The organism is Streptomyces sp. NPDC027672 (genome assembly GCF_055566335.1).
Genome location: NZ_JBVHSO010000009.1, coordinates 140,137 through 155,118 on the forward strand (window position 1 = coordinate 140,137; position 14,982 = coordinate 155,118).

General features: G+C 73.2%; 10 protein-coding genes. 5 read left to right on the top strand and 5 right to left on the bottom strand.

Annotated features, from left to right (window positions below; translation table 11 throughout):
* Window positions 1-2 precede the first annotated feature (2 nt).
* Window positions 3-359 (top strand): hypothetical protein, encoded by a 357-nt coding sequence (locus ACZ4SV_RS22525; protein WP_365882978.1) that lies wholly within the window; start codon window positions 3-5, stop codon window positions 357-359.
* Between the two features lie 126 nt (window positions 360-485).
* Here the strand turns inward: ACZ4SV_RS22525 and ppdK are convergent, their stop codons facing one another.
* Complete coding sequence (gene ppdK, locus ACZ4SV_RS22530) at window positions 486-3,206, bottom strand: pyruvate, phosphate dikinase (RefSeq protein WP_468006136.1); 2,721 nt, start codon at window positions 3,204-3,206, stop codon at window positions 486-488.
* Between the two features lie 451 nt (window positions 3,207-3,657).
* Complete coding sequence (locus ACZ4SV_RS22535) at window positions 3,658-4,878, bottom strand: ROK family protein (protein ID WP_468006137.1); 1,221 nt, start codon at window positions 4,876-4,878, stop codon at window positions 3,658-3,660.
* A gap of 120 nt (window positions 4,879-4,998) precedes the next feature.
* On the opposite strand from ACZ4SV_RS22535, the gene ACZ4SV_RS22540 reads away from it, so the two are divergent.
* The 3 genes from ACZ4SV_RS22540 (at window position 4,999) to ACZ4SV_RS22550 (ending at window position 10,294) form a co-directional block, all read left to right on the top strand.
* Window positions 4,999-6,483 carry an amylo-alpha-1,6-glucosidase gene (locus tag ACZ4SV_RS22540; RefSeq protein WP_468006138.1) on the top strand — a complete coding sequence of 495 codons (1,485 nt, stop codon included), beginning with the start codon at window positions 4,999-5,001 and terminating at the stop codon, window positions 6,481-6,483.
* Window positions 6,480-8,417, top strand: coding sequence for an amylo-alpha-1,6-glucosidase (locus ACZ4SV_RS22545; RefSeq protein ID WP_468006139.1), 1,938 nt, complete (start codon window positions 6,480-6,482; stop codon window positions 8,415-8,417). The genes ACZ4SV_RS22540 and ACZ4SV_RS22545 overlap by 4 nt, the downstream gene beginning before the upstream one ends.
* Window positions 8,418-8,533: 116 nt before the next feature.
* Window positions 8,534-10,294: a sulfatase-like hydrolase/transferase gene (locus ACZ4SV_RS22550; RefSeq protein WP_468006140.1), complete on the top strand. Its 1,761-nt coding sequence runs from the start codon at window positions 8,534-8,536 to the stop codon at window positions 10,292-10,294.
* Between the two features lie 8 nt (window positions 10,295-10,302).
* On the opposite strand, the gene dusB is transcribed toward ACZ4SV_RS22550, so the two are convergent.
* Window positions 10,303-11,436 carry a tRNA dihydrouridine synthase DusB gene (gene dusB, locus ACZ4SV_RS22555; protein ID WP_365941665.1) on the bottom strand — a complete coding sequence of 378 codons (1,134 nt, stop codon included), beginning with the start codon at window positions 11,434-11,436 and terminating at the stop codon, window positions 10,303-10,305.
* 206 nt (window positions 11,437-11,642) lie between these two features.
* Between dusB and ACZ4SV_RS22560 the strand changes: the two genes are divergently transcribed.
* The gene (locus ACZ4SV_RS22560) at window positions 11,643-13,097 is read left to right on the top strand and encodes an MFS transporter (RefSeq protein ID WP_468006141.1); all 1,455 of its coding nucleotides are present in this window, start codon (window positions 11,643-11,645) and stop codon (window positions 13,095-13,097) included.
* Between the two features lie 70 nt (window positions 13,098-13,167).
* Here ACZ4SV_RS22560 and ACZ4SV_RS22565 read toward each other — a convergent pair whose 3' ends face one another.
* Window positions 13,168-13,761, bottom strand: a complete 594-nt coding sequence (locus ACZ4SV_RS22565) for a TetR/AcrR family transcriptional regulator (RefSeq protein ID WP_468006142.1) — start codon at window positions 13,759-13,761, stop codon at window positions 13,168-13,170.
* Between the two features lie 25 nt (window positions 13,762-13,786).
* On the bottom strand, window positions 13,787-14,824 hold the full coding sequence (locus ACZ4SV_RS22570) for an aldo/keto reductase (RefSeq protein ID WP_468006143.1): 1,038 nt from the start codon (window positions 14,822-14,824) through the stop codon (window positions 13,787-13,789).
* Window positions 14,825-14,982 lie beyond the last annotated feature (158 nt).

Genomic DNA, 14,982 nt, shown 5'->3' on the forward strand with positions numbered 1-14,982 from the left:
GCATGAGCGAGGACGGCCGGATCTTCCGGGAGGCGTGGATCGCCGGTGTGCGCAAGCACTTTCCCGGGGAGCCGAAGTCCGGTTACGTCACTCCGTGGGAGGAGACGCCCGCATGGGAGCGGGAGGCCGCCGCGGTGGTGTGCGGCCAGGTACGCGACTTCCTCCGGGTCAGCGCGGGGCGTGCCGCCCGGCTGAGCCGTGAGCAGAAGGGCCAGTTCGTCGCGGTGTGCTGGGCGGCGCAGATGCACCGGCACTTCGAGGACCCGAAGCCGGGGTATGTCGCCGGCTGGGACCTGCTTCCCGCGTGGCAGCGCGAGACCGACGCCGACATCTTCGAGGCCGTCGAGCGAAGTGTCTGAGTCTGTGAGGGCGCGCGGAAGGGCGGCATCCCCCGCACTGGGATGCCGCCCTTCCTCTTTCGTGCTCCGCGGCCGCCGCCGACCGGTTGAGGGTCGGGGACCGGCGACGGCCGCGGGGTCCGGGGGTCAGCGGTGGTCGCTGCCCGCCGACTGGGTGGCCGCGCGGCCGGCCTCCAGGCGGGCGACCGGGATGCGGAACGGGGAGCAGGAGACGTAGTCCAGGCCCACCTCGTGGAAGAAGTGGACCGACTCCGGGTCGCCGCCGTGCTCGCCGCAGACGCCCAGCTTCAGGTCGGGGCGGGTGCGCCGGCCCGCCTCGGCCGCCGACTTCACCAGGGAGCCGACGCCGTCCCTGTCGATCGTCTCGAACGGGGAGACGCCGAAGATGCCCTTCTCCAGGTAGGCCGTGAAGAAGCTGGCCTCGACGTCGTCGCGGCTGAAGCCCCACACCGTCTGCGTCAGGTCGTTCGTGCCGAAGGAGAAGAACTCCGCGGCCTCGGCGATCTGACCCGCCGTGAGGGCGGCGCGCGGCAGCTCGATCATCGTGCCGATCGCCAGCTTCAGCCGCGTGCCCGTCGCCGCCTGGACCTCGGCGACGACCCGGTCGGCCTCCTCGCGGACGATCTCCAGCTCCTGGACGGTGCCGACGAGCGGGATCATGATCTCGGCGCGCGGGTCGCCCTTGGCCGCCTTGCGCTCGGCCGCCGCCTCGGCGATCGCGCGGACCTGCATGGTGAACAGGCCCGGGATGACCAGCCCGAGGCGTACCCCGCGCAGGCCCAGCATCGGGTTCTGCTCGTGCAGCCGGTGCACGGCCTGGAGCAGGCGCAGCTCGTTCTCGTGCGGCTCCTGGCGGGACTCGGCCAGGGCCACGCGGACCGAGAGCTCCGTGATGTCGGGCAGGAACTCGTGCAGCGGCGGGTCCAGCAGGCGGATGGTGACGGGCAGGCCGTCCATCGCCTCGAACAGCTCCACGAAGTCCTTCTTCTGGAGCGGCAGCAGCGCCTTGAGGGACGCCTCGCGCTCCTCCTCCGTGTCCGCCAGGATCAGCCGCTCGACCAGCTCACGGCGGTCGCCGAGGAACATGTGCTCCGTGCGGCACAGGCCGATGCCCTGGGCGCCGAAGCGGCGGGCGCGCAGCGCGTCCTCGGCGTTGTCCGCGTTGGCGCGCACCCGCAGCCGGCGCTTGCGGTCGGCGAAGGCCATCATCCGGTGCACGGCCTCGACCAGCTCGTCGGCGTCGTCGGCGCCCGGGTGCATCCGGCCCTCGAAGTACTCCACGACCGGCGACGGCACGACCGGGACCTCGCCCAGGTAGACCTTGCCGCTGGAGCCGTCGATGGAGATCAGGTCGCCTTCCTCGACGACGTGTCCGCCGGGGACCGTCATCCGGCGGCGCTTGGTGTCGACCTCCAGCTCCTCGGCGCCGCAGACACAGGTCTTGCCCATGCCGCGGGCGACCACGGCCGCGTGCGAGGTCTTGCCGCCGCGGCTGGTGAGGATGCCCTCCGCCGCGATCATGCCGTCCAGGTCGTCCGGGTTGGTCTCGCGGCGGACCAGGATGACCTTCTCGCCCGAGCGGGACCACTTCACGGCCGTGTACGAGTCGAAGACCGCCTTGCCGACCGCCGCGCCCGGCGAGGCCGCGATGCCGCGGGCGACCTGCCCGGCCTTCGCCTCCTCGTCGAAGCGCGGGAACATCAGCTGGGCGAGCTGGGCGCCGGTGACGCGCTGGAGCGCCTCGGTCTCGTCGATCAGGCCCTGGTCGACGAGCTGCGTCGCGATGCGGAAGGCCGCGCCCGCCGTGCGCTTGCCGACCCGGGTCTGGAGCATCCAGAGCTGGCCGCGCTCGATGGTGAACTCGATGTCGCAGAGATCCTTGTAGTGGTTCTCCAGGGTCTCCATGATCTGCATGAGCTGGTCGTAGGACTTCTTGTCGATCCGCTCCAGCTCGGCCAGCGGGACCGTGTTGCGGATGCCCGCGACGACGTCCTCGCCCTGCGCGTTCTGCAGGTAGTCGCCGTAGACGCCCTGGTGGCCGGAGGCCGGGTCGCGGGTGAAGGCGACGCCGGTGCCGGAGTCGGGGCCGAGGTTGCCGAAGACCATCGAGCAGACGTTGACGGCGGTGCCGAGGTCGTGCGGGATGCGCTCCTGGCGGCGGTACAGCTTGGCGCGGTCGCCGTTCCAGGAGTCGAAGACCGCCTTGATGGCGAGGTCCATCTGCTCGCGCGGGTCCTGCGGGAAGTCCCGGCCGGCCTCCTTCTTGACGATCTTCTTGAAGGTGGTGACCAGCTTCTTGAGGTCCGCGGCCTCCAGGTCGGTGTCGACGGTGACCTTCTTGGCGGCCTTGGCCTTCTCCAGGGCCTCCTCGAAGAGGTCGCCGTCGACGCCGAGGACGGTCTTGCCGAACATCTGGATGAGGCGCCGGTAGGAGTCCCAGGCGAACCGCTCGTCGCCGGCCTGCTGGGCCAGCCCCTGCACGGACGCGTCGGACAGGCCGATGTTCAGGACGGTGTCCATCATGCCGGGCATGGAGAACTTGGCGCCGGAGCGGACCGAGACCAGCAGCGGGTTGTCGGCCTGGCCCAGCTTCTTGCCCATCGTGGCTTCCAGGGCGTCGAGATGCGCACTCACCTCGTCACGCAGTGCCGCGGGCTCCTCACCGCTGTCCAGGTAGACCTTGCAGGCCTCCGTGGTGATGGTGAAGCCGGGAGGGACCGGCAGACCGAGGTTGGTCATCTCGGCGAGATTGGCACCCTTGCCGCCGAGAAGGTCCTTGAGGTCCTTGTTGCCTTCGGTGAAGTCGTAAACGAACTTCGCTGCGTGGGGTTCTTTGTTTTCCGACACGGGTCTCGACTCCTTGAGGCCACGGTGGCTGCCCTGACGGCGAGGAACATACCCAGATCGAAGGCTCATGGGGAGGTCCACTTGTCCGTCATGCGCCTGTAACCACTCGTCCGCCAGCGGATCGAAAGTCAAGGCTTGGCAAGCGAAGCCGGGCTTATGTTTTCACTTCTTGAACGCAACCGCGCCCACAGGTGCACATTTACGCTCACATGAGCAACCACCGGCACGACTGATTTCGATCGATGAACGATCAAGAGGTGGCACCCAGTGCCACCCCTTGGAGAAGTGCAGCCGCTCAAGATCCGCTCATGTGAGCGGTACCCTTATCAAGGGTGGCGAGAATCACGCTGCCACAGACCGTTCCGTTCCACCATCCGGACCACCTCCCGGACACCAGTCCGAGCCCCCGCCGGCCCTGGCGGCGCCCCGGCCGGCCCCTGCGGTGCCCCGGTCACACGCCCAGCTCCGCGAGCCGTTCCTCCACCCGGTCCGGCGCGTACAGGTACTCCACCACCAGCGCACCGGCCCCGATCAGCCCCGCCCGCTCCCCGAGCCGGGAGGTGACGACCTCCAGGTGGGCCGTGGAGCGGGGCAGCGCCCGCTGGTAGAGCAGCTCGCGCACACCGGTCAGGAAGGGCGTCCCGGCCAGGTCGCCCGCGATCATCAGCACGCCCGGGTTGAGCAGCGTCACGACCGTCGCCAGCACGTCCCCGACCCGGCGCCCGGCCTCCCGGGCCAGCGCGGCGGCCTCCGGGTGCCCGTCGGCCAGCAGCTCCCGCACGTCCGAGCCCGAGGTGGCCGGCACCCCGGACGCGGCCAGCCGCCGGGCCACGGCGCCGCCGCTGGCGACCGCCGCGAGACAGCCGTGGGAGCCGCACCGGCACAGCGCGTCGGCGCCGACCCGGATGTGCCCGAGGTCGCCCGCACCGCCGTCGGCGCCCCGGTAGATCGAGCCGTCCACGACCACCCCGGCGCCGATGCCGGTGGACACCTTGACCAGCACGAAGGCCGGGCAGTCGGGGTACCCGGTGCGCTGTTCGCCGTAGGCCATGAGGTTGGCGTCGTTGTCGACCAGGACCGGCACCGCGGGAGCGCCGGTGTACTCGGTGAGGGCGCGGGACAGCCGGCCGCGGATGTCGTAGCCGTCCCAGCCCGGCATGATCGGCGGCTGGACCACCCGGCCGGACTCGCTGTCCACCGGGCCCGGCACCGCGAGCCCGATCCCGCACACCTGCGCCGGCAGGTGCCCGGTTGTGACCAGCAACTCGGCGAACCAGCGCGCGAGTTCGCCGAGGACCGGGCCGGGTCCGTCCTCCACCACCAGCGTGCCGGCGTGTTCGGCGAGGATGTCGCCGGTCAGCGTCAGGACGGCCGCGCGGCCGTGCCGGGTGTCCAGGTCGGCGGCCAGGACCACCGCGTGCGAGCCGTCGAACTCCAGGGTGGCGGAGGGGCGTCCGCCCAGCGGGGAGCCGACACCTCCGCCGGCGCCCTCGCGCAGCCAGCCCGCCCGGAACAGCCGGTCCAGCCGCTGGCCCACGGTGGCCCGGGACAGTCCGGTCGCCTGCTGGAGCGCCCCGCGGGTCACGGCCCTTCCGTGGCGCACGAGTTGGAGCAGATCGCCGGCACCCGCCTGGTTCCCGCTCCTGCCGGTCCTGCCCGGACGTCCGGTCATGCGCACCCCCTTGTGTTCCTCAAGTCTGCATTACATAGTGAGTTTTGCGTGTTAAATAGACGTAACCCTACGGTGGCCGCAGCCGAACCCGGGCGGCCGGACGTCTCCGGGGAGTCCCGAGTGGATCGCACCGCCCAGCTCAGTTCCCGTCCCACTCCGTTCGAGATCGCATACGATCCGCCCGCCGGACCGGCGTCCGCCCACGTCAGGGCGGCCCGGGTGCTGGAGGCCAACTGGACGGGCGCCTCCACGGTGCCGTCCCGCAACCTGTATCCGCACCAGTGGTCCTGGGACAGCGCGTTCATCGCCATCGGGCTGCGGCACCTCTCGCCGCTGCGCGCCCAGACGGAGCTGGAGACGCTGCTGGCCGCCCAGTGGGCCGACGGACGCGTCCCGCACATCGTCTTCAACCCCTCCGTACCGCTCGACGCCTACTTCCCCAGCCCCGACTTCTGGCGCTCCGCCACCGCCGGCCGCGCCGTGGGCGCCCCGCGCACCGTACAGACGTCCGGCATCGTGCAGCCACCGGTGCACGCGCTGGCGGTCTGGCTGGTGCACCGCGCCGACCCGGACCTGTCCCGGACACGGGGCTTCCTGGCCCGGATGTACCCGCGGCTGGCCGCCTGGCACCGGTATCTGCTGCACCGGCGCGACCTGGGCGGCGGCGGTCTGGTCTCGGTGGTCCACCCCTGGGAGCAGGGCATGGACAACAGCCCCTGCTGGGACGCCCCGCTGGCCCGGATCACCCCGGCCCCGGCCCGCTCCTTCCGCCGCGCCGACCTCGACCACGGCGCGCCCGAGGACCGGCCCACGGACCTGGACTACGGGCGGTACGTGCGGCTGGCCGCCGACTACCGGGACGGCGGCTACCGGGACGGACCGGACGGCGGCCGGGGCGGCGGGGAGTTCGCCGTGGAGGACCCGGCGTTCAACGCGCTGCTCATCGCCTCCGAGCACGCCCTCGCCCGGATCGCCGGGGAACTGGGCGCGACCGGCTCCGCCCGGCGGGAGCGCGCCGAACGGCTGACGCGGGCCCTGGTGGAGCGGCTGTGGGACGGCGCGGCCGGGCTGTTCCGCTGCCGGGACCTGCGCGGCGGCGGACTGCTGCCCGAGCGCGGGGTGTCCGGGCTGGTGCCGCTGCTGCTGCCCGGACTGCCCCGCGAGATCGCCGCCGCGCTGGTGCGCACGGTCCACGGCCCGCACTTCTCGCTCGGCGACCGCACCCGGCTGGTGCCGAGCTACGACCTCCTGGGCGAGGCCTTCGACCCGCACCGGTACTGGCGCGGCCCGGCCTGGTTCAACATCAACTGGCTGCTGGAGCGCGGGCTGCGGGCGCACGGCGAGACCGGCGCGGCCGACGCGCTGCGCACCGCGTTCCTGGACCTGGCCGACGCCACCGGCTTCGCCGAGTACGTCGACCCGTACACCGGCGAGCCCTGCGGGGCGGCCGGCTTCGGCTGGACGGCGGCGCTCGCGCTCGACCTGCACCACGAGCGGTCCGCACCGCACGAGCGTCAAAGGCTGGACAAGAGCCCGCCAAGGGGCGTGTCCGAGCCGGGCGTCAGCACGTTCGTCAGAAGTGACCAAGGAGGGGACCGGGGATGACGGACCGGCATCATCTGCTCGTGCACGGCGCCACCTTCGCCGCCGTGGGCGACCGCGGCGACATCACCGGGGTGCGCGGTGGCGGCTCCCCGGACGGGTTGTTCGTCCGGGACGCCCGGCACCTCAGCCGCTGGCAGCTCACCGTCGACGGCGCGGTGCCCGAACCGCTCGCCCCGGTGGCGGACGGGGACGCGGCCCGCTGTGTGCTGGTCCCGCGCGGCGGCCGGCAGGAGCCGGCGGCCCACACGCTGTTCCGGGAACAGGCCGTGGGCGACAGCTCGTTCGTGGAGTCGGTGAAGGTGACCAGCAACCGGCCGGCGCCGACCACCGTCCGGCTGGCGCTCACCGTCGACGCCGACTTCACCGACCAGTTCGAACTCCGCTCCGACCACCGCACCTACGCCAAGGCCGGCGCCGTGCGCTCCCGTCAGGTGCTGTCCGACGGCATCGAGTTCACCTACCGGCGGGCCGAATGGCGGTCCGTCACGACGATCACCGCCGATCCGGCGCCGGACGGCGTGGAGGAGACGGGCACCGGTGCCCGCCGGCTGGTGTGGACGCTCGACCTCCCGCCGCACGGCACGACCGAGCTGCTGCTGCGGGTGATCGCCCGCCCGCACGGTGAGCGGCGGGCCCTGCGGGTGCCCCGCGACCCGGCCGCCGTGCACCGGCAACTGCGCGCCCGCGAGGAGGAGTTCAGCGAGGGCGTGGCCTTCCCGACCGGCTGGCCGGAGCTGGCCGCGGCCTGCGCGCGGGGCCTGGCCGACCTGGCCGCGCTCCAGGTGCCGGCCGCCGGTCCGGACGGCGAGGAGCTGCGCGTCCCGGCGGCCGGCGCGCCCTGGTTCCTCACCCTGCTGGGCCGGGACGCGCTGCTCACCTCCCTGTTCACGCTGCCGTACCGCCCCGGGCCGGCCGCCGCCACCCTGCTGGCCCTGGCCGCCACCCAGGCGAGCGGCGGCACCGGTTCCCCGGCCGCCCAGCCCGGCAAGATCGTGCACGAGGTGCGGCACGGCGAGCTGGCCCACTTCGGACAGGTGCCGTACGGCCGCTACTACGGCTCGGTCGACGCCACCCCGCTGTTCCTGATCCTGCTCGGCGCCTACACCGAGCGGACCGGGGACCCCGCCCTCGCCCGCCGCCTGGAACCGCACGCCCGGGCCGCCATCGGCTGGATGCTCGACCACGGCGGGCTGACCTCGCGCGGCTACCTCGTCTACCGCGCCGACGAGGGCGGCCTCGCCAACCAGAACTGGAAGGACTCCCCCGGCGCGATCTGCTGCGCCGACGGCACCCGGCCCACCGGCGCGGTGATGGCGGCGGGCGCGCAGGGCTACGCGTACGACGCGCTGCGCCGCACGGCGGGGCTGGCGCGCGCGGTGTGGGCCGACGAGACGTACGCCGCGCTGCTGGAGCAGGCCGCCGCCGATCTCCGCGACCGGTTCCAGCGGGACTTCTGGATGCGGGAGCAGTCCTTTCCGGCGCTGGCCCTGGACGGACACGGCCGCCAGATCGACGCGCTGGCCTCCGACGCCGGGCATCTGCTCTGGTCGGGGCTGCTGGACAAGGAGTACGGCGAGGTGGTCGGCCGGCGGCTGCTGGAGCCGGACTTCTTCTCGGGCTGGGGCGTGCGCACGCTGGCCTCCGGGCAGCCGGCGTACCACCCGCTGTCGTACCACCGGGGTTCGGTCTGGCCGCACGACAACGCGCTGATCACGCTGGGGCTGGCGCGGTACGGGCTGCACGACGAGGCCCGCACGGTGGCGCACGCGCTCATCGACGCGGCGGCGGTCACCGGGCACCGGCTGCCGGAGGTGCTGGCCGGGTACGGGCGCGATCCGCAGGCGGCACCGGTGCCCTACCCGCACGCCTGCGTGCGGGAGGCCCGGTCCGCGGCGGCGCCGCTCGCCCTGCTGACGGCGGTGGGAGGCGCCTGAGGGACGGGGCGGCCCGGCCGCATCCCTCAGGGGCACTGCCTCGGCGCCGGCTCCGTTGACCAGGTGTTTGCCCGGGCGGGGTGAACGGCGCCCGGGGGCGGGCCGTACCCGGAGGCATGAGCGCGCTGCCGTCGGCCGAGGACGTGGCCGAAGAGATCACCGAACCCGCCCCGCCCGGCTCCCGCCGTCCCCGGGTCCCCTGGCGGGCGTGGACGCGGCGGTGGCGGGCACGGCACCCGGGGGCCGCGCGGGCGCTGTCCGTGACCGTCACCGTGCTGGCCGCGGCGGTCGTCCTCGCCGCGCTCGTGATGCCCGACTCCGTGGCCCGGCTCGGGCCCGCCGCCTTCGTGCGGCTGCCGGCGGAGGCCGTCGTCGGGGCCGCCGTGCTGCTCGCGCTGCCGCACCGGCCCCGGGTGGCGGTCGCGGCGGTGTCCGGGGTGCTGCTCGGGGCGGTGACCGTGCTGGACGCGCTGGACATGGGCTTCGGCCAGTACCTCGGCCGCACGTTCGACGTGGTGCTCGACTGGAGCCTGTTCGGTGACGCGGAGTCGTATCTGGAGGACTCCCTAGGGCGCCCGGCCGCGCTGGCCGCCGTGGCCGGGGCGGTCGTCCTCGTGCTGCTCGCCCTCGTCCTGCCGGCGCTGTCCCTGGTGCGGCTCGCGGGCCTGCTCGCCCGGCACCCCGGCCCGGCGCACCGCGCCACGCTGGTCGCCGCCGTCGTCTGGATCACCTGCTCCGCGCTCGGCCTGCGCTTGACGGACGTGCCGGTCGCCTCCGACCGCACCGTGAGCGCGCTGCGGACCCAGGCCCACCGGATCGCGGACACCCTCAGGGACGAGGCGGCCTTCCGGAAGACGGCCCGGGCCGACGCCTTCGGGAACACGCCGCCCGGCCAGCTCGTGCCCGACCTGCGCGGCAAGGACGTGATCTTCACGTTCATCGAGAGCTACGGCCGCAGCGCCGTGGAGGACCCGGGCATCGCGCCCGGCGTGGACCGGACGCTCGACGCCCGCACCCGGGCCCTGGCCAAGGCCGGCTTCCACGCCAGGAGCGGCTGGCTGACCTCGGCGACCTACGGCGGCAGCAGCTGGCTCGGCCACTCCACCACCATGTCCGGGCTGTGGATCAGCAACCAGCAGCGCTACCGCACGGTCATGGCCAGCGATCACCTCAGCCTCACCGAGGCGTTCCGGAAGACCGGCGCGTATCAGACGGTCGGGGTGATGCCGGGCGTGCAGAAGGGCTGGCCGGAACAGGCGTGGTACGGCCTGGACAAGGTCTACGACGCGTTTCAACTCGGCTACCGGGGACCGAAGTTCAGCTGGTCGACCATGCCTGACCAGTACGCGCTCCAGCAGTACCAGGAGCGGGTGCACGCCCGGCCGCCGGCCGCCGGCAAGTCCCGGATGTCGCTGCTCATCCTGACCTCCAGCCATCAGCCCTGGGCGCCGGTCCCCCGGATGACCGACTGGGACCGGCTCGGCGACGGCTCGGTCTTCGGGCCCATGGCGGCGGCCGGCGACGACCCGGCCGACGTCATCGCCGACACCGCCCGCTCCCGCGAGGCGTACGGCAGGTCGGTGCGGTACTCGGTGACCGCGCTCACCGAGTGGCTGGAGCGGTACGGCACCGACGACACCGTGCTGGTCTTCCTCGGCGACCACCAGCCCATCGCCCGGGTCAGCGGCGACCACGCCAGCCGCGACGTGCCGGTGTCGATCGTCGCCAAGGACCCGCGGATCCTGGACAAGACCGACGCCTGGCACTGGACGGACGGCCTGCGCCCGGCCCATGACGCGCCGGTGTGGCGGATGAGCGCCTTCCGGGACCGCTTCCTGCGGGCCTACGGCTCGACACCGCACCCGAGGAAGGGCTGACCGCCGGCTCAGCCGCCGGAGGTGTCCAGCTCCGCGTCCTCGCCGAGACCCGCGCAGTCGTAGGGGTCCGTCAGCCAGCCGTCCGGCAGCACCACCCGGTTGTTGCCGGACGTACGGCCGCGCGGCCCCTCCGCGCCGGCCGGCCACGGCTGGTCGAGGTCCAGCTCGTCCAGCCCGGCCCGCAGCTCCGCCAGCGAGGAGGTGATCGCGAGCCGCTTGCGCATCTCGGAGCCGACCGCGAAGCCCTTCAGGTACCAGGCGACGTGCTTGCGGAAGTCGACCACGCCCTTGGACTCGTCGCCGAGCCACTCCCCGAGCAGCGTGGCGTGCCGGACCATGACGTCGGCGACCTCGCGCAGCACGGGCCGCACCCGGTCCCCGGCGCGTCCCTCGAACGCGGCGACCAGGTCCGCGAACAGCCACGGCCGGCCCAGGCAGCCACGGCCGACCACGACGCCGTCGCAGCCGGTCTCCCGCACCATGCGCAGCGCGTCCTCGGCCGACCAGATGTCGCCGTTGCCGAGCACGGGGATCTCCGGCACGTGCTCCTTCAGCCGGGCGATGGCCTCCCAGTCGGCGGTGCCGCCGTAGTGCTGGGCGGCGGTGCGGCCGTGCAGCGCGATGGCGGTCACGCCCTCCTCGACGGCGATCCGGCCGGCGTCGAGGTAGGTGATGTGGTCGTCGTCGATGCCCTTGCGCATCTTCATGGTCACCGGCAGGTCACCGGCGCCGGTGACCGCCTCGCGCAGGATCGCCCGCAGCAGGTTCCGCTTGAACGGCAGCGCGGAGCCGCCGCCCTTGCGGGTCACCTTCGGCACCGGGCACCCGAAGTTCAGGTCGATGTGGTCGGCCAGGTCCTCCTCCGCGATCATGCGGACGGCCTTGCCGACGGTCGCCGGGTCGACGCCGTAGAGCTGGATCGAGCGCGGCTGCTCGCTCGCGTCGAACCTGATCAGCTGCATGGTCTTCTCGTTGCGCTCGACCAGCGCCCGAGTGGTGATCATCTCGCTGACGAACAGCCCCCGGCCACCGCTGAACTCCCGGCACAGGGTGCGGAACGGCGCGTTGGTGATCCCCGCCATGGGTGCGAGCACGACGGGCGGCGTCACGGCGTGCGGGCCGATGGGAAGCGGGTGGGTCATCGTCAGGACTCCGGAGGCGTGGACGGGGGCACTCGGCACGGGACTACGGTCACCCATTGTCCCCCACTCGGCCGGCACTCCGCCCGGAAGTCCCGCGAGCCGCGCCGGCCGGCCCTCGTCCCGGCCCGGCGCACCGGCCGGGCCGGCAGACCCGTGCACCACTCATTAGTTAGACGCACTATCGAAATCGGCGTACGATGACGCGCATGCCCGAGTTGAGCCATCGCCGACGCCTGCTCGTGCTCGCCATCTGCTGCATGAGCCTGCTGATCGTGAGCCTCGACAACACCGCGCTGAACGTGGCGCTGCCCGCCATGCAGCGCGACCTGCACGCCACCACCTCCGGTCTGCAGTGGACGATCGACGCCTACACGCTCGTCCTCGCCTCGCTGCTGATGCTGGCGGGCTCCACGGCCGACCGGATCGGACGCAAACGCGTCTTCATGGCCGGCCTGACGGTGTTCACCGCGGGCTCCCTGCTCTGCTCCCTGGCCCCGAACCTGGAGCTGCTCGTCGTCTTCCGGATGATCCAGGCGGTGGGCGGCTCGATGCTCAACCCGGTCGCCATGTCGATCATCACCAACACCTTCACCGACGCCCGCGAGCGCGCCCGCGCGATCGGCGCCTGGGGCGCGGTGGTCGGCATCTCCATGGCGGCCGGCCCGCTGGTCGGCGGGCTGCTGGTGCAGTCGGTGAGCTGGCGCTCGATCTTCTGGGTCAACCTCCCGGTCGGCCTCGCCGCCCTCCTACTCACCTTCCGCTGCGTCCCCGAGTCCCGCGCGCCCCGGGCCCGCCGCCCCGACCCGGTCGGCCAGGTGCTGGTGATCGCCCTGTTCGGCTCGCTGACGTACGCGATCATCGAGGCGCCGGAGTCGGGCGCCGGACCGGTGGTGCCGTTCGCCGTGCTCGCCGTGGCCGCGCTGCTGGCCCTGCTGTGGTACGAGCCCCGGCGCGCCGAACCCCTCATCGACCTGCGGTTCTTCCGCTCGGCGCCGTTCTCCGGCGCCACCGTGATCGCGATCAGCGCGTTCGCGGCGCTGGGCGGCTTCCTGTTCCTGTCCACCCTGTACCTGCAGAACGTGCGGGGCCTGGACGCCCTGCACGCGGGCCTGTGGATGCTGCCGATGGCCGTGCCGACGTTCCTGTGCGCGCCGCTGTCCGGCCGCCTCGTCGGCACCCGCGGCCCCCGGCTGCCCCTGCTGCTGGCCGGTACGGCGATGACCGCGAGCGGTGTCCTGTTCGCCGCGTTCGAGGCGCAGACGTCGGACACCACCCTGCTGCTCGCCTACGTCCTGTTCGGCATCGGCTTCGGTTTCGTGAACGCGCCGATCACCAACACGGCGGTCTCCGGCATGCCCCGCACCCAGGCGGGCGTCGCCGCCGCCGTCGCCTCCACCAGCCGGCAACTGGGCCAGACGCTCGGCGTCGCGGTGGTCGGCGCGGTCCTGGCGTCCGGCATAGGGGCCTCGCCGTACCGGCAGGTGTTCGTCACGGCGGCCCGCCCCGGCTGGTGGATCCTCACCGGCTGCGGCCTGGCCGTCCTCGTCCTCGGCCTGCTGACCAGCGGCCGCTGGGCCCGCCGCACCGCCGAACACACGGCGGCGAGCCTGGAGACCGCGGAGCTACGCCCGGCCGCGGGAACGGCGGCGGAGCGGGCCTGAGCCGAGGCGCGGGGCCCGGGCCGTACGGACGCACCCGGGCGGCCGGCACCAGGCGGTGGCCGCCTGCCGGTTACGCCGGGCGCAGTCCGCGCACCAGGAGTCCCACGACCGCCTCGAACTCCTCCTCGATGCCGGGCGCCGTCCACTCCCGGGCGTAGCACGGGTCGTGGAAGCGGCCCGTGGCGTGGAAGACGGCCCGGGCCGCGGCGGCCGGGTCGGGCGCGTGGAAGGCGCCCGAGGCGGCGCCCGCCGCGACGATGCGGGCGAGCTGGGCGATGAGGTCGGCCACGTGGTCGCCGATCGCGCCGCCGAGGTCGTCGGCGAGCACGGAGTAGGTGGCGAACAGCTCCGGATCGCCGCCCGCCTTCTGCCGCTTGGCGGCGAAGAGCGTCGCGAGCCAGTCCCGCAGCCGCTGCTCCGGGTCGCGGTCCTCGGCGGCGGCGATCCCGGCGAGCTGCCGCGTGGTCTTGTCCAGCCAGCGCTTGGTGACCGCCTCGCGCAGCGCCGCCTTGGTGCGGAAGTGCCGGTAGACGCTCCCGTGGCTGACACCGAGCGCGCGGGCCACGTCGACCACGGTGGCCTTGGCCGGGCCGTGCCGGCGCAGCACCTCCTCGGTGGCTTCGAGGATGCGCTCGGCGGTCAGGATCTCGCTGGTCGGTGGCATGTCTAGACGGTACCCGGCACCCGGGTCAGCGTTCGCTGTCGAGCATGGCCATCTGCTCCGCCGCGTACCGCTCGCCGGCCGCCGCGTTTGCCGGCACGGCGGCCTCGATCACGGCGAGGTCGGCCGCGTCCAGGGTCACGTCCAGGGCGCCGAGGGCCTCGCCGAGCCGCTCGCGGGTGCGGGCGCCGATCAGCGGGACGATCTCGGTGGAGTACCGCGCGCCCCGGGTGAGCACCCAGGCGATGGCGAGCTGGGCGACCGTGACGCCCTTGCGTTCGGCGATCGCGCGCAGGGCGTCGACCAGGGTGAGGTTGTGCCGCAGGTTGTCACCCTGGAAGCGGGGCGAGTGGGCGCGGAAGTCGTCCGCGCCCAGCGGCCGGCCGGCCGTGATGTGGCCGGAGAGCAGCCCGCGCGAGAGCACGCCGTACGCGGTGACGGCGATGCCCAGTTCGCCGAGGGTGGGCAGGATCTCCCGCTCGGGGCTCCGGGAGATGAGCGCGTACTCGATCTGGAGGTCGGTGATCGGGGCGGTGGCGGCGGCCCGGCGGATGGTGTCCGCGCCGACCTCGCTGAGCCCGATGTGCCGGACCCAGCCCTTCTCGACGAGTTCGGCGATGGCGCCGACGGTCTCCTCGATCGGCACGTCCGGGTCGAGCCGGGCGGGACGGTAGATGTCGATGTGGTCGACGCCGAGGCGCTGGAGGGAGTACGCGGCGAAGTTCTTGACGGCGGCCGGGCGGCCGTCGAAGCCGGACCAGCCGTCGTCCGGGTCGCGCAGGGCGCCGAACTTGACGCTGAGCAGCGCGTTCTCGCGCGAGGCGGCCGGGGCGGTGCGCAGCCCCTCGGCGATCAGCAGTTCGTTGTGGCCCATGCCGTAGAAGTCGCCGGTGTCGAGCAGGGTCACGCCGGCCGCCAGGGCGGCGTGCACGGTGGCGATCGACTCGGCGCGGTCGGACGCGCCGTAGGCGCCGGACATGCCCATGCAGCCGAGGCCGAGGGCGGAGACCCGGGGGCCGGTGGTGCCGAGGGCGCTGGTGGGCATCGGGTGGGTTCGCGTCGTCATGCCCTCCACCCTGCCATGACGGCTGACAGATTTCAATATCTGTCATTCGATACTTGTCATCGATGCCGACGCATGTGGTCCAGACCTCTTGACGAAAGGTCTGGACCAGCGCACTGTCATGGCGACAGTGTCATGCCTCTGACACCCCACCGATCCCC

Bases quoted from the DNA above. Each gene is read 5' to 3' on its own strand.
- ACZ4SV_RS22525 (WP_365882978.1), top strand. From the start codon at position 3: ATGAGCGAGGACGGCCGGATCTTCCGGGAGGCGTGGATCGCCGGTGTG.
- ACZ4SV_RS22535 (WP_468006137.1), bottom strand. From the start codon at position 4,878: ATGACCGGACGTCCGGGCAGGACCGGCAGGAGCGGGAACCAGGCGGGT.
- ACZ4SV_RS22545 (WP_468006139.1), top strand. From the start codon at position 6,480: ATGACGGACCGGCATCATCTGCTCGTGCACGGCGCCACCTTCGCCGCC.
- ACZ4SV_RS22550 (WP_468006140.1), top strand. From the start codon at position 8,534: ATGAGCGCGCTGCCGTCGGCCGAGGACGTGGCCGAAGAGATCACCGAA.
- dusB (WP_365941665.1), bottom strand. From the start codon at position 11,436: ATGACCCACCCGCTTCCCATCGGCCCGCACGCCGTGACGCCGCCCGTC.
- ACZ4SV_RS22560 (WP_468006141.1), top strand. From the start codon at position 11,643: ATGCCCGAGTTGAGCCATCGCCGACGCCTGCTCGTGCTCGCCATCTGC.
- ACZ4SV_RS22565 (WP_468006142.1), bottom strand. From the start codon at position 13,761: ATGCCACCGACCAGCGAGATCCTGACCGCCGAGCGCATCCTCGAAGCC.
- ACZ4SV_RS22570 (WP_468006143.1), bottom strand. From the start codon at position 14,824: ATGACGACGCGAACCCACCCGATGCCCACCAGCGCCCTCGGCACCACC.